At 69.2% G+C, this 20,261-nt stretch carries 20 protein-coding genes; 10 read left to right on the forward strand and 10 right to left on the reverse strand.

Annotated features, from left to right (window positions below):
* Nucleotides 1-28: 28 nt before the first annotated feature.
* Entirely contained in the window at nucleotides 29-1,393 is a 1,365-nt protein-coding gene (locus tag BLW75_RS19220) for a dicarboxylate/amino acid:cation symporter (protein WP_091597866.1), read from the forward strand.
* Nucleotides 1,394-1,492: 99 nt separating this feature from the next.
* On the opposite strand, the gene BLW75_RS19225 is transcribed toward BLW75_RS19220, so the two are convergent.
* The gene (locus BLW75_RS19225) at nucleotides 1,493-2,179 is read right to left on the reverse strand and encodes a hypothetical protein (protein WP_091597869.1); all 687 of its coding nucleotides are present in this window, start codon (nucleotides 2,177-2,179) and stop codon (nucleotides 1,493-1,495) included.
* Nucleotides 2,180-2,262: 83 nt separating this feature from the next.
* On the opposite strand from BLW75_RS19225, the gene BLW75_RS19230 reads away from it, so the two are divergent.
* The 6 genes from BLW75_RS19230 (at nucleotide 2,263) to BLW75_RS19255 (ending at nucleotide 7,090) form a co-directional block, all read left to right on the forward strand.
* Nucleotides 2,263-2,547, forward strand: coding sequence for an SAV_915 family protein (locus BLW75_RS19230; RefSeq protein ID WP_034304751.1), 285 nt, complete (start codon nucleotides 2,263-2,265; stop codon nucleotides 2,545-2,547).
* A 108-nt stretch (nucleotides 2,548-2,655) separates the two neighbouring features.
* A complete protein-coding gene (locus tag BLW75_RS19235) occupies nucleotides 2,656-4,449 on the forward strand; it encodes an acetyl/propionyl/methylcrotonyl-CoA carboxylase subunit alpha (RefSeq protein ID WP_034304749.1) in 1,794 nt (597 codons plus the stop codon).
* 93 nt (nucleotides 4,450-4,542) lie between these two features.
* Complete coding sequence (locus BLW75_RS19240; protein WP_034304746.1) at nucleotides 4,543-4,998, forward strand: DUF1707 SHOCT-like domain-containing protein; 456 nt, start codon at nucleotides 4,543-4,545, stop codon at nucleotides 4,996-4,998.
* 41 nt (nucleotides 4,999-5,039) lie between these two features.
* Complete coding sequence (locus BLW75_RS19245) at nucleotides 5,040-5,414, forward strand: DUF1707 SHOCT-like domain-containing protein (RefSeq protein ID WP_034304743.1); 375 nt, start codon at nucleotides 5,040-5,042, stop codon at nucleotides 5,412-5,414.
* 58 nt (nucleotides 5,415-5,472) lie between these two features.
* Nucleotides 5,473-6,504: a hypothetical protein gene (locus BLW75_RS19250; protein ID WP_091597872.1), complete on the forward strand. Its 1,032-nt coding sequence runs from the start codon at nucleotides 5,473-5,475 to the stop codon at nucleotides 6,502-6,504.
* Between the two features lie 55 nt (nucleotides 6,505-6,559).
* Nucleotides 6,560-7,090, forward strand: coding sequence for a GNAT family N-acetyltransferase (locus BLW75_RS19255; protein ID WP_091597876.1), 531 nt, complete (start codon nucleotides 6,560-6,562; stop codon nucleotides 7,088-7,090).
* Between the two features lie 75 nt (nucleotides 7,091-7,165).
* Here BLW75_RS19255 and BLW75_RS19260 read toward each other — a convergent pair whose 3' ends face one another.
* Both BLW75_RS19260 and BLW75_RS19265 read right to left on the reverse strand, forming a co-directional pair.
* Nucleotides 7,166-8,629 (reverse strand): aldehyde dehydrogenase family protein, encoded by a 1,464-nt coding sequence (locus BLW75_RS19260; protein ID WP_034304741.1) that lies wholly within the window; start codon nucleotides 8,627-8,629, stop codon nucleotides 7,166-7,168.
* A gap of 98 nt (nucleotides 8,630-8,727) precedes the next feature.
* Nucleotides 8,728-10,467 (reverse strand): glycerol-3-phosphate dehydrogenase/oxidase, encoded by a 1,740-nt coding sequence (locus tag BLW75_RS19265; RefSeq protein WP_091597879.1) that lies wholly within the window; start codon nucleotides 10,465-10,467, stop codon nucleotides 8,728-8,730.
* Between the two features lie 235 nt (nucleotides 10,468-10,702).
* Here BLW75_RS19265 and BLW75_RS19270 point away from each other — a divergent pair, with 235 nt between their 5' ends.
* On the forward strand, nucleotides 10,703-11,458 hold the full coding sequence (locus tag BLW75_RS19270; RefSeq protein WP_198935644.1) for an MIP/aquaporin family protein: 756 nt from the start codon (nucleotides 10,703-10,705) through the stop codon (nucleotides 11,456-11,458).
* Between the two features lie 14 nt (nucleotides 11,459-11,472).
* Complete coding sequence (glpK, locus tag BLW75_RS19275; protein ID WP_034304739.1) at nucleotides 11,473-12,984, forward strand: glycerol kinase GlpK; 1,512 nt, start codon at nucleotides 11,473-11,475, stop codon at nucleotides 12,982-12,984.
* Between the two features lie 53 nt (nucleotides 12,985-13,037).
* Here the strand turns inward: glpK and BLW75_RS19280 are convergent, their stop codons facing one another.
* The 3 genes from BLW75_RS19280 to BLW75_RS19290 all read right to left on the reverse strand — a co-directional run bounded on the left by BLW75_RS19280 (nucleotide 13,038) and on the right by BLW75_RS19290 (nucleotide 15,621).
* Complete coding sequence (locus tag BLW75_RS19280) at nucleotides 13,038-13,652, reverse strand: class F sortase (RefSeq protein ID WP_034304737.1); 615 nt, start codon at nucleotides 13,650-13,652, stop codon at nucleotides 13,038-13,040.
* A gap of 21 nt (nucleotides 13,653-13,673) precedes the next feature.
* Complete coding sequence (locus BLW75_RS19285) at nucleotides 13,674-14,093, reverse strand: hypothetical protein (RefSeq protein ID WP_198935648.1); 420 nt, start codon at nucleotides 14,091-14,093, stop codon at nucleotides 13,674-13,676.
* 124 nt (nucleotides 14,094-14,217) lie between these two features.
* Nucleotides 14,218-15,621, reverse strand: a complete 1,404-nt coding sequence (locus BLW75_RS19290; RefSeq protein WP_034304731.1) for an NAD(P)H-quinone dehydrogenase — start codon at nucleotides 15,619-15,621, stop codon at nucleotides 14,218-14,220.
* 127 nt (nucleotides 15,622-15,748) lie between these two features.
* On the opposite strand from BLW75_RS19290, the gene BLW75_RS19295 reads away from it, so the two are divergent.
* On the forward strand, nucleotides 15,749-16,201 hold the full coding sequence (locus BLW75_RS19295) for a gamma-glutamylcyclotransferase family protein (RefSeq protein ID WP_192746686.1): 453 nt from the start codon (nucleotides 15,749-15,751) through the stop codon (nucleotides 16,199-16,201).
* 85 nt (nucleotides 16,202-16,286) lie between these two features.
* On the opposite strand, the gene BLW75_RS19300 is transcribed toward BLW75_RS19295, so the two are convergent.
* The 4 genes from BLW75_RS19300 to meaB form a co-directional block, all read right to left on the reverse strand.
* Entirely contained in the window at nucleotides 16,287-17,180 is an 894-nt protein-coding gene (locus BLW75_RS19300) for an endonuclease domain-containing protein (RefSeq protein WP_091597882.1), read from the reverse strand.
* Between the two features lie 177 nt (nucleotides 17,181-17,357).
* Nucleotides 17,358-18,656, reverse strand: coding sequence for an amidohydrolase (locus BLW75_RS19305; protein WP_034304726.1), 1,299 nt, complete (start codon nucleotides 18,654-18,656; stop codon nucleotides 17,358-17,360).
* 238 nt (nucleotides 18,657-18,894) lie between these two features.
* Entirely contained in the window at nucleotides 18,895-19,203 is a 309-nt protein-coding gene (locus BLW75_RS19310; RefSeq protein WP_034304723.1) for a hypothetical protein, read from the reverse strand.
* A 57-nt stretch (nucleotides 19,204-19,260) separates the two neighbouring features.
* A complete protein-coding gene (gene meaB / locus BLW75_RS19315) occupies nucleotides 19,261-20,259 on the reverse strand; it encodes a methylmalonyl Co-A mutase-associated GTPase MeaB (RefSeq protein WP_034304721.1) in 999 nt (332 codons plus the stop codon).
* Nucleotides 20,260-20,261 lie beyond the last annotated feature (2 nt).

The following is a 20,261-nucleotide window of genomic DNA, read 5'->3' on the forward strand; positions in this document are numbered from 1 at the left end:
GGAAACCTTCACGCACCGGAGTCGCCCCGTGTCTTTCATTCGGACCTATACAAGGCCAAAGGTCTTCGCGGCGGCGGTCCTCGGCTCGCTCGTCGTGGGCGCCCTGCTCGGCGTGCTCGCCAGGACGACCGAGGCGAGCTGGCTGACCGACCTGCTCGACCAGATCGGCACCATCTTCACGACGCTGCTGCAGATCGCGGTGATCCCGCTGGTCTTCACGGCGATCGTGGTCGGGATCAACAGTCTGCGCAATCTCGGCGGCGGCAAGAAGGCCGCGCGACTGGGTGGCAAGACCGTCCTGTGGTTCGCGATCACCTCGTTCATCGCTTCACTGATCGGCATCGCCGTCGCGAAGCTGTTCAACCCTGGCAGCGGCGGTCTCGGTGAAGGCGTCGCCGCGACGGCGAAGAACGCGGACAAGGCCACCAAGAGCGTCGACAACTGGGGCTCCTGGAGCGCCTTCATCGAAGGCTTCCTGCCGAAGAACTTCTTCGCGGCCTTCAGCGAGGGCTCGACGCTTCAGGTGCTGTTCCTCGCCGTGATCATCGGCGCGGCCGCCTACAGCCTCGGCGACAAGGCCAAGCCGTTCGTCGACTTCACCACCAGCGTCTTCGAGATCATCCAGCGCTACCTCGGCTGGATCGTCCGGCTCGCCCCGATCGGCATCATCGGCCTGATCGGCGCCGCGGTCTCGAACTACGGTGACGCCCTGTTCCGGCCGCTGTTGTCCACCACTCTCGCGGTGTACGTCGGCTGCTTGCTGGTGCTGCTGGTGGTCTACCCGATCCTGCTTCAGTTCGTGGCGAAGGTCAGCCCGCTGAAGTTCTTCTCGAAGGCCGGCACGGCGATCCAGTTCGCCTTCGCTTCGCAGTCTTCGGCCGCGACACTGCCCCTCACCCGGCAGTCCGCCGTGAACCTGGGCGTCCAGCCCGCGTACGCCGCCTTCGCGACTCCGCTGGGCAGCGCCACGAAGATGGACGGCTGCGCCGCGGTGTTCCCCGCCATCGGCGCCATCTTCATCGCGAACCTCTCCGGCGTCTCGCTGAACATCTGGCAGTACGTCGGGATCGTCGTGGTCGCCGTGCTCGGCGCGCTGGCCACCGCGGGCACCACCGGCTGGCTGACCGCGCTGACCCTGACCACCGCGTTCATCGGGCTCGACGCGCAGCAGGTGGCGCTCGGGATCGCGCTGATCTACTCGGTGAACCCGATCATGGACATGATGCGGACCGCGACCAACGTCGCGGGCCAGATCGTCGTGCCGGTGGTCGTCGCGCGTGGCGAAGGCCTGTTGGACGACGACGTGCTCAACTCGCCGACGGACCCTTCGCCCACTTCCGACGGCGAAGCGGCTACTACCTCTCGGAGGGAGCCTGCTGCCGCGGGTGCTTGAGGTTCTTAGAGTCCGTGAAGGCCCCCTTCCCTACCCTCAAGGTAGCGAAGGGGGCCTTCACGGACTTCAGGCTCCGAGGACCGGCCGCCACCCACGCTCTCACTGGGGGCACGCCCGCAGATCCGCCTTCGTCAGCCGCACATCCGGCCATCCCCTCAGTTCCGAGGGCGCGGTGTACCGGCGCGTGCAGCCCACCGAACCGCGCGCGACGTCGTAGACCTCCGCGAGCACCGGCGCCGCCTGGCACCGAGCCGAGCCGGACTGCGCGCCGGGGCACTCGTGCCGCACGACGATGACGTCCGCGATCCCGTCGGCGGTCACGTCGTTCAGGGCGATCGTCCCGGCGTCGGAGAAATACGGCTTCCCGGTGTCCCGCCAGATTCCGCCGCGCGCGACGAACAGCTCGCCCGCCGAGCCGCCGCCCACTTCGCCACGCACCAGGCACACCGGCGTCACCCCGTCGACGCACCGCAGAGAATCGCCCTTCAGGGTGACCCCCATGTCGTTGACGATCAGCGGGTACACGGTGTCCGACCCGATCCGGACCACGCCCTGCTTCCCCGCGTCGTCGGCCATCAGCACGACGGGCAGCCCGCCGACGGTCATCGCGCCGATCTCCCGGCAGGCGGAGTCGCCGCAGTCGACGCCGGGCGTATGCGGGGCACCGTCGGACGCCGGAGGCACGCCGGGGTCGCCGGCGGGCGCCGGAGCGGCGGGGCGGAGCAGGACCACGGCCACGATCACGCCCGCCGTCACCACCACCGCCAGCAGCGCGGTGAGCAGCACGGATCGCGGGGCCCGCGCTTCCTGAGTCCGCATATCCGAGAGCGTAAGTGATCTAGCGCAGAGTGCACGTCTATGTTGTTCCTGTGACGAATCCCGGACTGCCCCCAGCGCTGTTCCTCCCGACGGCGAAAAAACCGAAGGACTACAGGAGCGCGGAGATCGAACTCCGTGCGACCAAGGACGGCCGGATGGCGCTGATCGCCTTCAGTTCCGTGCAGCGACTGGTCGAGTGCTGCGGTCCGCATCAGCCGTGGGCGCTGGTCAAATCCGAGCATCTCGGCCGGGTCCACCAGGCCCAGCCGTACGACTTGATCGTGCTCGATTCCGACCTTCCGGAAGAACTGCGGCACCGCGAGGCGCTGGTATAAACAAAGGTCACTGGGTGGCCTTGCTCTCACTAATCGGGGCGGGAACTTCCGTAAACTGCTGCGGAGCCGCATCGGGGCGGCCCGACGTGCGAACGCAGGAGGTACGGCGTGACCGAGCAGGCCGGCACAGGTGGTCCGGTGACCAAGATCCTGATCGCGAACCGCGGGGAGATCGCGGTACGGGTGATCAGGGCGGCGAAAGACGCCGGGCTGACCAGCGTGGCCGTCTACGCCGACCCGGATCGTGACGCACCCCACGTCCGCCTCGCCGACGAGGCCTTCGCACTCGGCGGCACCACCGCGGCCGAGAGCTACCTCGTCTTCGACAAGCTGCTCGACGCCGCCAAGCGGTCGGGCGCGGACTCGGTCCACCCCGGCTACGGGTTCCTCTCCGAGAACGCGGACTTCGCCCAGGCCGTGATCGACGCCGGGCTGACCTGGATCGGGCCGAGCCCGCAGGCCATCCGCGACCTCGGGGACAAGGTCACCGCGCGCCACATCGCGCTGCGCGCCGGAGCTCCGCTCGTGCCCGGTACGAAAGACCCCGTCGCGAACGCCGACGAGATCGTCGCCTTCGCCGACGAGCACGGCCTGCCGGTCGCGATCAAGGCGGCGTTCGGCGGTGGTGGTCGCGGGCTGAAGGTCGCCCGCACCCGCGAAGAGATCCCGGAGCTCTTCGAATCCGCGACGCGCGAGGCGATCTCCGCGTTCGGCCGCGGCGAATGCTTCGTCGAGCGCTACCTGGACAAGCCGCGCCACGTCGAGGCGCAGGTCCTCGCCGACCAGCACGGCAACGCCATCGTCGTCGGCACCCGCGACTGTTCGCTGCAGCGCCGCCACCAGAAGCTGGTCGAGGAGGCGCCCGCGCCGTACCTGACCGACGAGCAGCGCAAGCGCATCCACGAATCCGCGAAGGCGATCTGCAAGGAAGCCGGCTACTACGGCGCCGGGACCGTCGAGTACCTCGTCGCCGTCGACGGCACGATCTCGTTCCTCGAGGTCAACACGCGTCTGCAGGTCGAGCACCCGGTGTCCGAGGAGACCACGGGCCTCGACCTCGTGCGCGAGATGTTCCGGATCGCGCGCGGTGAGAAGCTGCGCATCACCGAGGACCCGGAACCGCGCGGCCACTCGATCGAGTTCCGCATCAATGGTGAGGACGCCGGCCGCGGTTTCTTGCCCGCGCCCGGCACCGTGACGAAGTTCGTCGCGCCGAGCGGCCCCGGCGTCCGCGTCGACTCGGGTGTCGAGTCCGGCAGCGTGATCGGCGGCCAGTTCGACTCGATGCTCGCGAAGCTGATCGTCACCGGATCGGACCGGCAGAACGCGCTCGAGCGCAGCCGCCGCGCCCTGGCCGAGATGGTCGCCGACGGGATGGCGACGGTCCTGCCGTTCCACCGCGTGATCGTGGAAGACCCGGCCTTCGTCGGCGACGAGAACGGGTTCAGCGTGCACACCCGCTGGATCGAGACCGAGTTCGAGAACACGATCGAGCCGTTCGTGGCACCGGAAGCCGCCGACGCCGAGGAAGAGGCGCCGCGGCAGAACGTCGTCGTCGAGGTCGGCGGCCGCCGTCTCGAAGTGTCGCTCCCCGGCGGTTTCTCGCTCGACGCCGGTGGCGGCGGCGGGACGGCCGTGAAGGCCAAGCCGCGCAAGCGCGCGGGCGGTACCAAGGCGGCGGTGAGCGGCGACGCGGTCACCGCGCCGATGCAGGGCACCATCGTCAAGGTCGCCGTCGAAGAGGGCCAGCGGGTCGAAGCGGGCGAGCTGGTCGTCGTGCTCGAAGCGATGAAGATGGAGAACCCGGTCACCGCGCACAAGGCGGGCACGGTCACCGGCCTCGCGGTCGAGGTCGGTGCCGCGGTGACGCAGGGCACCCAGCTGTTCGAACTGAAGGACTGAGCCACCGCCACGGCCCGGTGGGTCCATTGTGGACTCACCGGGACTGACGGATGTCGTGGTTGACGGGGCCTCACCCGGCCTACCATCACCAGGGTGAGCGAGGTTCCGTCTCCGCGGCTGCGGATCAGTGATCAGGATCGCGAGTCCGCGCTGGCCGCGCTCGGCGAGCACATGACCGCCGGCAGGATCGACATCGACGAGTTCGGCGAGCGATCCGCCCGGGTCACGGCCGCCAAGACGCGCGGCGACCTGTCCGAGGTCTTCGCCGACCTGCCCGAACCGCGTCCGCGCTACGACACGCCCAGGAGCGAACCGGAGAAGCCGGCATCCCCATGGGCGGGCATCTCCCCGGCGCAACGCGTCATGGGCGCGCTCCTGCCGATCCTGTTCATCGCCACCATCGCGCTCATCATCACCACCGGTATCACCTGGTGGTTCATCCTCGTCCCGATCGGGATCAGCGCCGTCGGCGAGGGCATCTGGGGCAAGGGCTGGGAGAACTCCCACAAGAAGCTCGGCAAGCAGCGCCGACGGGAGCTGGACGGCTGATCCGCCCGTAGACTCGGGACGTGAGTGCCGAGAGACCGGACATGCGGCTGAGCGACGCCGAACGCCAAGACGCGCTCGAAGCGCTGGAGGAGCATGTCCGCACCGGCAGACTCGACCTCGACGAGTTCGGGACCCGGTCGGCGAAGATCAGCGCGGCGAGGATGGCCAGCGAGCTCGAACCGCTGTTCACGGACCTGCCCTCGCCTCGCCCGAGCGCGCTGCTCCCCCTGCCTCCGATGCCCGGTGTCGCGCAGGCGTCCGCGAAGAACGAGGTCCAGCCGTCCAAATGGCTGACGGCCAGCGCGGTGCCGATCGCCGCGGCGGTCGCGATCGCGTTGTTCTTCTTCACCCGGGGGACGTTCCTCGTCTTCCTGCTGCCGCTGGCGGTCGCGCTGATCATGAGCCGCCGCCGCTAGACAACCGAAAGCCCGGTTCGCGCGTGTCCTCGGTACATCTGGGGAAATGGGGACGAACATGATCGTCAAGTCCAGAGTGCGCGGCGGGGCCCTGCTCGCCGCCACCACCATCGGCATGACCGTGCTGGGCGCCGTGCCCGCGAGCGCGGCGGAGGGACACTGGGAGGCCACCTTCCTGACTCTGCCCGCGGGTAGCGAACTCTCGCGGGGCTTCGTCACCGGCGCGGACGGGCACGGCGGCTACGCGGGCGCCTTCCCCATCGGCGGCACCTCGCAGATCGTCACCTGGAAGAACGGCGCACCGACCGTCCACGGGGTACCGGCCGGCTACGAATGGGCGATGGCCTGGGACCAGAACGGGTCCGGCACGGTGGTGGGCGACGCGTCCGACTACGACACCGGCGACACCAGGCCGTTCGTCCTCGACGCGAACGGGTTCCGGGTCCTCCCGGTCCCGGCGGGGTTCTCGTACGTCTACGGCGTGGCCGTCAACGACCAGGGTGACGTGGTCGGCAACGCCCACAAGAAGGACGATCCGGACGGCACCCGCGCGGTGCTGTGGCGGGCCACCGCCACCTCGGCCGGTCCCGAGTTGCTTCCCGCGGGGCTGCTGGCGACCGACATCGACGATGACGGCACGGTCCTGCTGAGCCGTCTCCACAACGGCGGATTCGTGTGGAAGAACGGCGCCCTCACCGGGGTCACCGCCCCCGCCGGATACGAGTCCGTGACCGTGCGGGCCATCAACGCCGGCCGGATCGTCGGCAGCGCCTACGACCCGGCGATCCGGGATTCGCAGGCGTTCGTGTGGAGCACGCCGTCCACCGCGGAAGCGCTGCCCGGTGGCGTGTACGGCGTCGACCTCAACTCGCACGGGCTCACGACCGGGCTGGAGCCGGCTCCCGAGCCGATCAGGAACCGCTCGGTGACCTGGCAGGGCACCGAGCGGACCGGGCCTTTGCCGACCCCGGCGGGCTTCGGACGGGCGCAAGGCCGGGTCGTCTCGGAGGACGGGACGATCGCGGGAATCACCTCGGACAACCCACTGGACGAGGGCGGCACGCCGGTGGTCTGGCACTACGTGCGGTGATCTCCGGCCGGGGTGGTCCGCGTGCGGGCCACCCCGGTCTGGTTACCCTCGAAGAGTGGAACCGGTGGAGATCAACGCGGGCGAGTACTACCTGCGGCAGCTGCGGGCGGACAAGGCCCTCGACGACCGTCCGGCGCTGGTCGCGGCCTTCGCCGATCCGACGCACCGTAAATACGTCCTGAACTATCGCTTGCGCGACCTCGACGAGGCGACCGAGTACGTCGCGCTGCGCGCCGCCCAGTGGGCGGGTGACGAGCGCTGTTCGTGGGCGGTGGCCGAACCGACCACCGGGGATCTGCTGGGCGAGGTCGGCCTGCGGGACCTGGATCTCGATGCCGGATACGCGGAGGCGTCGGTCTGGGTGCGCGCGGCGTCGCGGGGCAAGGGCGTCGCGAGCACCGCGCTCAGCGCCGCCCTGCGCTTCGGTTTCGGCGGGCTCGGCCTGCGCGAGGTCAGCTACCGCTACGAAGAGACCAACGAGGTGTCCGCTTCGGTCGCCCGCAAATGCGGGTTCACCCTGGTCGGGCCCGAACTGGAGCCGGCCCCGACCGGGGAACGCCTCATCCGCTGGTGCCGCCGCAATTAGTCACCTACTTGCCCGCGATCGAGGTCCGGCGCCGGTGAGCGCCCAGGCAAGTAGGTGACTAATTGCGGCGGGTGGTCAGAAGGGGTAGGTGGGCGGCGGGTTCCGGACGGTGACCCATCGGGTCTCGGTGAAAGCCTCGATGTTCGCCGCCGCGCCGCCGAAGCGGCTTCCGGTGCCCGAAGCAGCGACGCCGCCGAAGGGGCTGTTCGCCTCGTCGCTGACGGTCTGGTCGTTGATGTGCACGATCCCGGTCGGGACGCGGTCGGCGAGCTCCAGTCCTTTGAGGACATCGCGCGTGACGATCCCCAGCGACAGCCCGTACTCACTCGCCGTCGCGAGGCGGACGGCCTCCTCCGCGTCGGAGAACCGCACGACCGGCGCGACCGGGCCGAAGATCTCCTCGGCCACCGCGGGCGCCGTCGACGGCACGTCGGCGAGCACCGTCGCGGCGTAGAACAGCCGGTCGTACTCGGCGCCGGCGGCGACCCTCGCCCCCGCCGCGACGCTGGCCGTGACCAGCTCGTGGATCTTGTCCCGCTGCCCGGCGTCGATGATCGGCCCGAGCGCCACCTCGTCCCGCGCCGGGTCGCCCACGCGCAACGCGGCCGCCTTCGCCGCCAGCCGCTCGACGAAGTCGTCGTAGAGCCGCTCGTGCACCAGGTGCCGACCGGTGGTCATGCAAATCTGGCCTTGGTGGAAGAAGGAGCCGAACGCGGCGACTCCGGCGGCTTCGTCGACGTCCGCGTCGTCGAGCACGATGATCGCGGAGTTCCCGCCCAGTTCCAGATGTGCCCGCTTCAGGTGCTTCCCGGCGAGTTCGCCGACCTTGCGCCCGGCGCCTGTCGACCCGGTGAACGAGATGACCCGGACCGCCGGATGCGTCACCAGCGTCTCGCCGACGTCGGCGCCGCCCGGCAGCATCTGCAGCACCCCCGGCGGCAGACCCGCTTCCTCGAAGATCCGCGCGAGGACGACGCCACCGGTGACGGCGGTGCGCGGGTCCGGCTTCAGGATGACGGCGTTCCCCAGCGCGAGCGCCGGGGCGACCGAACGGATGCCCAGGATGATCGGCATGTTGAACGGCGAGATCACCGTGACGACACCGGCCGGGACGCGGCGCGCCATCGAAAGGCGCGGCTCCTCACTCGGCAGAAGCTCGCCGTACGGGCGTCCGGGCAGAGCCGCCGCTTCATAGCACTCCTGCTCCGCGACGTGCAGCGAAAAGCCCGCGACTCCCGGCACGGCGCCGACCTCGCGGACGTTCCACCAGCGGATCTCGTCGGCGTGCTCGGACCACAGCCGGGCGGCTTTGCGCAGGATCGCGGCCCGCTGGACATGCGGTGTCGCGGCCCAGGCCCGCTGCGCCTCGGCCGCCGTTTCCGCCGCTTTCGCGGCGTCTTCGGCCGAGGCGATCCCCACGCTGCCCAGCACTGCTCCGGTCGCGGGCTCCGTGACATCTCGGATGCCACCGGTCCCGGGCACCCAGGAACCGCCGGCGAAGATCCGGTCCGTCCACGTCGCCGAGTCGAGAAACACCACAAGGCCGCCTTCCGTCTCTGGGACGGCCGACGCTATGCCAGATTCACCGGATCAGGCAACGATCCTTGCGCGCGTGGCACACCACGCGGCAGGGACGATCAACTCACCGGTTCGATGATCCCCGAGCGCGCTTCCGGTGCGGCCGAGCGCAACGCGTCGGCGGCCTCGTCGCTCGGCTGCGACTGGGACTCCCGTTCCGCGTCGACCCGCGCCTTGTACACCTCGACTTCGCGTTTCTCCTCGTCCTTCGACCAGCCGAGCACTTCGCCCACCAGCGTGGCGACCTGCGCGGCGCAGTCGACGCCTCGGTGCGCGTACTCGATCGAGATCCGCGTCCGGCGCGCGAGCACGTCTTCCAGGTGAAGCGCGCCCTCGTGGCTGGCCGCGTAGACGACCTCGACACCGAGGTAGTCCGGAGCGTGCTCCAGCGGCTTCAGCAGCTCTGGCCGTCCTTCGCCGAGCGCGAGGACCTCGTGCACCATCGAGCCGTACCGGTCGAGCAGATGACGCACGCGGTACGGGTGCAGCCCGTGTTCGCTGGCCAGATGGTCGGCCTGGTTGACCAGCGCGTGGTACCCGTCCGCGCCCAGCAGCGGCACCTTGTCCGTGATGGACGACTGCGGCCTGCCCGGAAGATCGACGGCCGCGGCGTCGACGGCGTCGGCCGCCATCACCCGGTACGTCGTGTACTTGCCGCCCGCGATCGCGACCAGTCCCGGCGCGACACGCGCGACCGCGTGCTCACGCGAAAGCTTCGACGTCTCTTCGCTTTCCCCGGCCAGCAAAGGCCGGAGACCCGCGTAGACGCCTTCGATGTCGTCGTGGGTCAGCGGTGTCGCGAGCACGGTGTTGACGTGTTCGAGGAGGTAGTCGATGTCGTGCTTCGTCGCGGCGGGATGCGCGAGGTCGAGGTTCCAGTCGGTGTCGGTGGTCCCGACGATCCAGTGGTTGCGCCACGGGATGACGAACAGCACGGACTTCTCGGTGCGCAGGATCATGCCCGATTCCGAGACGATCCGGTCACGCGGGACGACGATGTGCACACCCTTGCTCGCCCGCACCCGGAACCGGCCGCGGCCGCCGGAAAGACGCTGCAGTTCGTCGGTCCACACGCCGGTGCAGTTGACCACCGCGGAGGCGTGGACCTCGGTCTCGCGGCCGTCCTCGACGTCGCGCACGCGGACCCCGGAAATGCGGTCCGCCTCGCGGAGGAAACCGACCACCTGGGTGGAGGTGCGCACCACGGCGCCGTAGTGCGCGGCGGTGCGGGCGACGGTCATCGTGTGGCGCGCGTCGTCGGCTTGCGCGTCGTAGTAACGGATCCCGCCGATCAACGCGGACCGCTTCAGCGCCGGGACCATCCGCAGCGCGCCCGCGCGGCTCAGGTGTTTCTGGCCGGGGACCGACCGCGCGCCGCCCATCGTGTCGTACATCAGCAGACCGGCCGCGGTGTACGGGCGCTCCCAGACCCGGTGGGTCAGCGGGTACAGGAAGCTGACCGGCTTCACCAGATGCGGGGCGATCGTGGTCAGCATCAGCTCGCGTTCCCGCAGAGCTTCCCGCACCAGACCGAATTCCAGCTGTTCGAGGTAACGGAGCCCGCCGTGGAAGAGTTTGCTGGACCGGCTCGACGTGCCCGAGGCGAGGTCGCGCGCTTCGACGAGGGCGACCCGCAGGCCGCGTGTCGCGGCGTCGAGCGCCGTGCCCGCCCCGACCACTCCGCCGCCGATGACGACGAGGTCGAACTTGTCCTCACCCAGCCGCTGCCAAGACTCTTCCCGCTTGAGCGGTCCCAGCCTGGCGGGGCTGTTTTCGGCTTCGCGCTGAGAGCTTGCCACGTGACATTCCTCCTTGGTGCCGCTGTGACTCCAGCATCGCACGATCGGCCGCGACCGGTCCGTTATGCGGGTGACACGTGTGGCGTAACCCTCGTCGATCTTGGAAGGATTGGTTCCCAACACGCCTGGAAGGAACAAATACGCGACGGTAACGTGCCACGGACGTGGGTCGGCAAGGGCGCCGTAGCACACCGTGTTCGACCCTGCGCGGAATGTCCAAAGTGGAGGTCAAGCGGTGAGTGCAGGAGCCATATTCGTCTGGGAACTGCTGGGAACGGCGGTCCTGATCCTGTTGGGTAACGGCGTGGTCGCCAACCACGTGTTGCGCAAGAACAACGGCCACAACGGCGGCGTCGTGATGATCACCCTCGGGTGGGCGTTCGCGGTCTTCGCCGGTGCCAGCATCGCCGCGCCGAGCGGCGCGCACCTGAACCCCGCGGTGACGCTGGGCCTCGCCATCGCGGACAAGACGAAGTGGGCGGACGTCCCGATCTACTTCGCCGGGCAGCTGGTCGGCGCGATCCTCGGTGCCGTGCTCTGCTGGGCCGCCTACAAACTCCAGTTCGACGACCACCCGCAGCGCGACGAGACGCTCGGCATCTTCTCGACCGCGCCGCAGATCCCGAACAAGGCGTGGAACCTCGTCACCGAGATCATCGGCACCTTCGTGCTGGTCGCGTGGATCCTGCTCAGCCCGGTCTACGCCAACGCCACGGGTGAGGGCGGCACCCCGAACTTCGGCAACTCCGCGCTCGGCTACGCGGGTGTAGCGTTCGTCGTGCTGGTCATCGGCCAGTCCCTCGGTGGCCCGACCGGTTACGCCATCAACCCGGCCCGAGACCTCGGCCCCCGCATCGCGTACGCGTTCCTGCTGCCCATCAAGAACAAGGCCAACCCGAACTGGGGCTACTCCTGGATCCCGGTCGCCGGCCCGCTGGTCGGCGGTGCCCTGGCCGCCCTGCTGTTCCTCGCCGTCCACAACCTCACCTGAGACTGGAGTTTTCGATGACTTCGTACGTAGCCGCGATCGACCAGGGCACCACGTCGACCCGCTGCATGATCTTCGACCACTCCGGCCGGGTGGTCGCCGTGGACCAGCGGGAACACGAGCAAATCTTCCCGAAAGCGGGCTGGGTCGAGCACAACGCCGAGGAGATCTGGGAGAACACGCGGGCCGTCGCCGCGGGCGCGCTGGCCAAGGGCGACCTGGTCGCGAGCGACATCGTCGCGGTCGGCATCACCAACCAGCGCGAGACCACGCTCGTGTGGGACGGCACCACCGGCAAGCCGGTGTACAACGCGATCGTCTGGCAGGACACCCGCACCGACAAGATCGTCGCCGACCTGGGCGCGCTCGGCGGCGGTCAGGAGCGCTACCGCGCGAAGGTGGGCCTGCCGCTGGCGACCTACTTCTCGGGCCCGAAGATCAAGTGGATCCTCGACAACGTCGACGGTGCCCGCGCGAAGGCCGAAGCCGGTGACCTGATCTTCGGCAACATGGACACCTGGGTGCTGTGGAACATGACCGGTGGGGTCGACGGCGGCGTGCACGTCACCGACCCGACCAACGCGTCGCGGACCATGCTGATGGACCTCGACACGCTGACCTGGGACGCCGAGATCGCCGAGGAGATGTCGATCCCGCTGTCGATGCTCCCGGAGATCCGGTCGTCCTCGGAGACCTACGGCAAGGTCCGGGAGAAGGGCGCGCTGGCCGGAGTCCCGATCTCGGGCATCCTCGGCGACCAGCAGGCGGCGACCTTCGGGCAGGCGTGCCTCTCGCCGGGTGAAGCGAAGAACACCTACGGCACCGGCAACTTCATGCTGCTCAACACCGGCACCGAGAAGGTCATGTCGGACAACGGGCTGCTCACCACGGTCTGCTACAAGATCGGCTCGAACGACACGGTGTACGCGCTCGAAGGTTCGATCGCGGTCACCGGTTCGCTCGTGCAGTGGCTGCGGGACAACCTCGGCCTGATCGGTTCGGCGGCCGAGGTCGAGCAGCACGCCCGCACCGTCGAGGACAATGGTGGCGCGTACTTCGTGCCTGCGTTCTCGGGTCTCTTCGCCCCGTACTGGCGCTCCGACGCCCGCGGCGCGATCGTCGGCCTCACCCGGTTCGTCAACAAGGGGCATATCTCGCGGGCGGTCCTGGAGGCGACGGCCTTCCAGTCGCGCGAGGTGATCGACGCGATGAACGCCGACTCCGGCGTCCCGCTGAAGTCGCTGAAGGTCGACGGCGGGATGGTCGTCAACGAGCTGCTCATGCAGTTCCAGGCCGACATCCTCGGCGTGCCCGTGATCCGCCCGGTGGTCAACGAGACCACCGCGCTCGGCGCCGCCTACGCGGCCGGTCTCGCGGTGGGCTTCTGGGAGAGCGAAGACGACATCCGCAACAACTGGGCGCAGGACAAGCAGTGGGACCCGTCGATGGACGAGGCCCGCCGTGAGTCCGAGTACCGGAACTGGAAGAAGGCGGTCACGAAGACCTTCGACTGGGTCGACGAAGACTGACCCGCCACCATGCGAGTGAAGGCCCCCGTCCCTCGGTTGGGGGCCTTCACTCGTTACGGGGACGAAGTCATCCTGGCGAACACGATGACGTTGTCGAGGTAGTTGCGCGACGCCTTGTCGAACACGCCGCCGCAGGTGATGAGCCGCAGTTCCGGCTCGGTGGTGTCGCCGTAGACGGCGTCGGTGGGGAACTTGTCCTTCGCCACCCTCTCGACCTTCGTGACCGTGAACTCAGCCGTCACGCCGTCCTTGCGGGTGATCGAGACCTTGTCGCCGGGCGTCAGTTCCTTCAGCCGGAAGAAGATGCCCTTCTGCTTGTTGCCGTCCACGTGCCCGAGGATCACCGAAGGCCCGATTTCCCCCGGGGTCGGCCCGTGCACGTACCAGCCCGCCTGCATCGGCTGGGTCACCGGCGGCACCTCGATGGTGTTGTCCGCGTTGAGCCCCAGCGGGATCAGGCTGGACTTCGCCTCGATCTCCGGCACGTCGATCGACACCGGATCGGCCTTCGGCAGGCCGCGGGTGACGGTCTCGGGCGCGACGCTCGGCACCGTCTCGGCTTGCGGCGTCCCGGCTCGCGGCGGAGCGACCTCGTCGCATCCGGACAGGAAGAACGCCAAGACGGCCGCCAGAACCAGCGGTGCCCGTCGCGGCCAGGTCGCCTTCATACTCGCCCCTTCGGGTAGCGGTCAGGGCGCCATGCTGCCGTCGCCGGCGTGAGCGGCACCGGAAGGCACCGAGTTCACCTGGCGGGGAGGAACGGTGAACGTTGCCGTATAAGACTTTCCGTTGCAGTTGACGATCAGCGGGTAGCTGCCGGGCGCCGTGCCGGCCTTGAGTTCGACGTCGGCGCTGACATTCGCCGGGACCCCGATGAGCGGACCGTAGTCGGACTTCCCGACGGTCAGCACCGGCGAAGAGAACGTCGTCGACGACGGCGCCTTCAGCCCGTCGCCGCCGGGGCATCGCGCAAGCGCCACGTTGGAGTCGCCGTGCACGTACTTGTTGACGAGCCCGAGTTCGTAGGCGGTGTCGTCGTTGAGCTGCACCGTGACACCGGGCTCCGGCTCGGGTTGCTGCGCGAACCCGGCCGACGCCCCCGCCGACATCGCCGCACCGATCGCCACCACTCCGGCGAGAACCCTGCGAATCACGGAAAACCCCTAGCCGTCACCAAAACACCGACATGCGCTAGACGCGGTCGCCCCCGCGAGGGTTGCCTCTTGGCGGCGATCAGTCCAAGTCGTCGTGGCGCATCAGCTGGCGGCCCGCCTCGGTGATCGACCCCGACAGCGACGGGTACACCGAAAATGTCAGTGCCAGATGTTCCACTGTGAGCTGGTTCTGGACGGCGAGCGCGATGGGAAGGATGAGTTCGCTCGCCGTCGGCGCCACGACCACCCCACCGACGACCACGCCGGTGGCGGGGCGGCAGAACAGCTTCACGAAACCGCGTCGCAGGCCTTCCATCTTCGCGCGGGCGTTCGTCGCGAGCGGGAGCATGATGGTGCGGGCGGGCACCTCACCCGAGTCGATCGCCTGCTGGCTGATGCCGACGGTCGCGATCTCGGGGTGGGTGAACACGTTGGCGGCGACGGTCTTGAGCTTGATCGGCGCGACACCCTCGCCGAGCGCGTGCCACATCGCGATGCGGCCCTGCATGCTGGCCACGGAAGCGAGCATCAGCACCCCGGTGCAGTCGCCCGCGGCGTAGATGCCGGGCGCGCTGGTGCGGGAAACGCGGTCGACGCCGATGAAGCCGCCGGGGCCGGGCTCGATGCCGACCTTTTCCAGGCCGATGTCGGCGGTGTTGGGCACCGAACCGACGGTCATCAGCGCGTGGCTGGCTTCGATCACGCGGCCGTCGGAGAGGTGGATCGCGACGCCCTTTTCGGTGCGCTCGACCTTGTCGGCGCGGGCCTGCTTGACGACCGTGGTGCCGCGCTGGGAGAAGACCTCTTCGAGCACGGCGGCGGCGTCGGCGTCCTCGTGCGGGAGCACGCGGTCGCGGCTGGACACGACGGTGACCTTGACACCCATCTCGGTGTAGGCCGAGGCGAATTCGGCGCCGGTGACACCCGAACCGATGACGGCCAGGTGCTCGGGCAGCTCGCGCAGGTCGTAGAGCTGACGCCAGTCGAGGATGCGCTCGCCGTCCGGCACGGCGCCGGGCAGCACGCGCGGGGTGGCACCGGTCGAGATGAGGACGACGTCGGCGTCGAGCACCTCGGTCGAGCCGTCGGAGGCGGTGACGGCGACCTTGTGCGTGGCGAGCCCGGCCTCTTCGTCGTCGAAGCGGGCCTGGCCGATGACGACGCGGACACCCTCGCGCTGGACGCGGGCGCGGATGTCGGCGGACTGCGCGAGCGCGAGGCCCTTGACCCGGCCGTGGACGGTCGGCAGGTCGACGCTGGTGTCGGCCATGTCGGTGTTGATGCCGAGCTCACGGAGGTCGTGCATGTTCGCGAGCGCGCCGGAGGAGGCGATGAACGTCTTCGACGGGACACAGTCGTAGAGCACGCACGCGCCGCCGAGGCCGTCGCGCTCGACGATGGTGACATCGGCTCCGTGCTGGGCCGCGACCAGTGCCGCTTCGTAACCGGCGGGGCCTCCGCCCATGATCACGATCTTGGTCACTGGTCTCCTCCTCGCAGCGGTGTCTGTGACTGCGTTTACCGTACGCGGGCGACCGTTGGGCGGATTGAGTGGCCGGACACGGCATGTACGTCCAGCCGGGTGACCGGTGGGTCGCTAGGCTGTCGCCGTGCCGTTGTATGCCGCGTATGGATCCAATATGGAGCCCTCCCAGATGTTGGAGCGCGCTCCCCACTCGCCCATGGCCGGCACCGGCTGGCTGGAGGGCTGGAGGCTGACCTTCGGGGGCGAAGACCTCGGCTGGGAAGGCGCACTGGCGACCATCGTCGAAGACCCGGCCTCCCGGGTCTTCGTGGTGCTGTACGACGTCACCTCGCTGGACGAACCCAACCTCGACCGCTGGGAAGGCGGCGAGCTGGGCATCCACTCCAAGATCCGGCTCCGCGTGCAGACCATGGACGGCTCTGTGCTGGCGTGGCTGTACGTCCTGGACGCCTACGAGGGCGGCCTCCCGTCCGCGCGGTACCTCGGCGTGCTGGCCGACGCGGCCGAGGCCGCCGGCGCCCCCGCCGACTACGTCGACGCCCTCCGCACCCGCCCCTGCCAGGGCATCTCCGGCTGATCCTCGAGTTCCGTCCGCCTGATCACGCGTGTCGTCCATCTGATCACGCGTGTCGTCCGTTCGATCACACGTGTCGTCCGGCTGATCACGCGACCGTGCGCCTTTCGAACGCCCTGGACAGCTCCGCCAAGAAACGTTGAGGATCACGCAGGTCCGCCGCCGACACCCGGATCGTGATCCACCCCCGTCCGGCCATCCGTGCGTCCCGCTCGGAGTCGTAGTCCTGGCGCCCCTCGTGAGAGGCGAAGCCGTCGTACTCCAAGGCGATCCTCCGCGACGGCCACGCCATGTCGAGCACGTAAAGCGTCCGGCCGTCGATCGTGGTGATCTCGTACTGCGCCTCCGGTAGCGGGAATCCCGCCTCGGCGACGATCAACCGGATGACGCTTTCCGGCGGGGAGTCCGCCTTGCCGGTCGCCAAGTCGAGCAGCATGAGAGCCCTGTGGATACCTCGCCGGTCGCGGCGGTCCACGATCCTGTCGCGAACGTTTGCCCGCAGGGCGCGGACATGGTCCGGCAAGAGCCCGTGCATCGCCTCGTCCAGTGCGGCGAACGCGGTTCGCTTGTCCCCGTCACAGAGGAAATCAGCCAGTGCCAGATCCAAGGAAAACGTGGCGAGCCCCTCGAGCTCGATGACATCCGACGCCTGGAAACCGGCTTGATGAACACTCAACCCCGGCTTCGATTTGATCCGCCGCGAGTGGGGCACCGTCACGTGGATGCTCGTGTCGCCCACAGCCGAAATCCCATGCAGCGCAAGGGCTGTAGCTCCGGACAGCGCCGACGGCTGCCCCACCACGAGCAGAGCGGCCTGAGCCCGAGTGGTCAGTTTGAGCAGATCCGCGGCATGCACGACCACGCCCCGCCATGGCTGAACGAGGACACCGGTGGCCAACCCTTCGAGGACCCTCCGACGCCCCAGAACCTCGTCGGCCTCACTACGCGAGACCGCCCCATGCCGTCCTCCCCAGTCGATCATGACTTCGAGGATCGCCGGTTTTAGGGCCTCAGGAAAGGCCCGTCATCCACACCTGTGGATAACTCCAAGGCTGTGGATAACCCTGTGGACAGGTGTTCGACACCGGAAGTGGCGAACACCTGTGACCAGGTGGACGACACGCGTGATCAGACGGACGACACGCGTGACTGGCGTAACTCAGGCCAGGGTGGCCAGGGCCGTGTGGACCAGCGTGCGGACTCCGCACAGGAGGGAACGCTCGTCGAGGGTGAAGGTCGGGCGGTGGATGTCGGCCATCGGGCCTTCACCGGACCAAACGCCGAGGCGGGCGAAGGCGCCCTGGACGTGCTCCAGGTACCACCCGAAGTCCTCGCCGCCGGACGACTGCTCGGTCCCGGCCACGGCGGTCTCCCCCAACGCGGCTTCGACACCGGCCCGCATCAGGGCGTGCGACTCCGGATCGGAGACGACCGGCGGCACACCGCGCCGGTAGTCGAGGGAGAACCCGACCCCGGACGGCGCGAGCAGCGACTCCACCGAAGCCGCGACGAGCGGCTCCAGCATCGTCCAGACCTCGTGGTCCGCGGTGCGGAGCGTGCCGCGCAGCACCCCGTCCTGCGGGACGGCGTTGGCGGCCTGCCCGGCGTGCACCGCGCCCCAGACCAGCACGGTCCCGGATCGCGGGTCTACCCGCCGCGAGAGCACCGCGGGCAGCGACGTGATCACGGTGCCCAGCGCGTGCACCAGGTCCGCGGTCAGGTGCGGCCGCGAGGTGTGCCCGCCCGGCGAGGTGAGCCGCAGCTCGATGAGGTCGGCGGCCGATGTCAGCGCGCCTTCACGCAGCCCGACCTTGCCGACCTCCAGCCGCGGGTCGCAGTGCAGCCCGTAGATCCGCTCGACGCCTTCCATCGCGCCCGCGGCGATCATGTCCAGCGCACCGCCGGGCATGACCTCCTCGGCGGGCTGGAAGATCAGCCGGACCCGGCCCGGCAGCTCCGGCGCACCTGCCAGCGCCCTCGCGGCGCCCAGCAGGATCGCGGTGTGCGCGTCGTGCCCGCACATATGCGCGGCGCCGTCGGTCTTGGAGGCGTACGGGAGCCCCGTGGCCTCGGTCAGCGGCAGGGCGTCCATGTCGGCGCGCAGCGCGACGCAGCGATCGCCGCTGCCGATGTCGCAGACCACGCCGGTACCTGTGGGGAGCACCCATGGCTTGAGCCCCACCGAGCGGAGCAGGGACATGACCATTTCGGTCGTGGCGAACTCGTGGCGGGAGAGCTCCGGGTGCGCGTGGATGTGACGGCGCCACGCGACGACGTCGGTGGCGTTCGCGCGGAGCCAGTCGTCGAGCCAGAAAGGGCCGCGTCCGGCACCAAGGTCATGCACAGGTGCCATGCTGACGCCGGCCTCGGAAATCAGCGCGGTGGACGCCTCTTTAGGGGCAACGACGCGACCCTCGGGGTCGCCTGGAATGTCCGGACGTGAATCGAGCACCGTCACGCCGCACCTCCTCCCGCGACACAGTCACCTTCGTCTACCACCGTACGAGTGGTCGCTGAAGGCACGCTGGGTGCCGTTCGATCTGTGATACGCATTTGCGATAGATCGTGCACCATGCGGATGGCAAGCCGCTCGTCGAGTGATCGAGCCGGAGATGGCCGGTAGTGGATCTGCGATGAACGGCTGCGAGAGTTCGGCCCGGGCTAAGCGGAGAGTCCTTCTACTTACCGGTAGCGGTTCAGGACTTCTTCTTCTTGGAACGGGCGCGGCGGCCGAGGATCACCAGACCGAGCAAGATGGCCGCGGCGACGCCCGCGATGATCTTCCTCTTGGTCTCCTGGCTGTTGGCCTTGTCGGTCTCGGCGGGGTCGAGCACCGGCCCCGGGGGCGCCTGCGACGGCACCTCGTGCACCGCCGCTGCCTGCGCGATCACCGGCGGGGGCGCCTGGATCTCCGAGAACGGCGCAGCCTGCGCGACCGGCGCGCAGACGACCAGCCCGGCGGCGACGAGTCCGGCAAGCTGCCCGAGACGAGACCTTTTCGGCATGACTCCCTTTCGACGGCGTAGCGCGAATCCGATTCTGCACTCTGCCGGGTTCCCCCGTCAGCCGCCACGCGGAGGACCGGAGAACGCCTCCAGAATCCGTTGCGCGGCCAGCGTCGGGGTCAGCTCACCGTCCCGGACCGCCCGTTCGACGTCGGGAACGACCGCTCGCACGTCCGGATGCGAAGCGAGCCGTCCGAGGAGCTGTTCCCGGACCATCGACCAGGTCCACTCCACCTGCTGCCGTCGCCGCCGTCCGTCCAGTTCACCCGAAGCGGTCAAAACCTCGCGGTGACGGCCGATTTCTGCCCACACGTCGTCGAGTCCGACGTCGGTGAGCGCGCTGCAGGTCAGTACCGGCGGCGTCCACTCGGCGTCCCGTCCGTAGATCATCCGCAGCGCGCCGGCGAGTTCGCGGGCGGCGCGTTTCGCGTCGCGTTCGTGGTCGCCGTCGGCCTTGTTGACCGCGATGACGTCCGCCAGTTCGAGGACACCCTTCTTGATGCCCTGCAGCTGGTCGCCGGTGCGGGCGAGGGTCAGGAACAGGAAGTGGTCGACCATGTTCGCCACGGTCACCTCGGACTGTCCGACACCGACGGTCTCGACCAGCACGATGTCGTATCCGGCCGCTTCCATCAGCACGATCGTCTCGCGGGTCGCCCGCGCGACGCCGCCGAGCGTGCCCGAAGTCGGCGAAGGGCGGATGAACGCCTTCGGGTCGACAGCGAGGCGCGCCATGCGGGTCTTGTCGCCCAGGATCGAGCCGCCGGTCCGCGTCGACGACGGGTCGACGGCCAGCACGGCGACCTTGTGCCCGGCCCCGGTCAGATCCGTGCCGAGCTGATCGATGAAGGTCGACTTGCCGACACCGGGAACGCCGGTGATGCCGACGCGCCGCGCGCCGCCCGCGTGCGGGAGCAGCTCGACCAGCAGTTCCTGCGCCTGTGCCCGGTGGTCCTCCCGGTTGGACTCGACCAGCGTGATCGCCCGGGACAGCAGGCCGCGGTCACCCGCGAGGACGCCTTTGGCGAGCGCCCCGACGTCGATCTTGCGCGGCAAGG

Origin of the sequence: Amycolatopsis lurida (assembly GCF_900105055.1) — a bacterium.
Lineage (GTDB): Bacteria > Actinomycetota > Actinomycetes > Mycobacteriales > Pseudonocardiaceae > Amycolatopsis > Amycolatopsis lurida.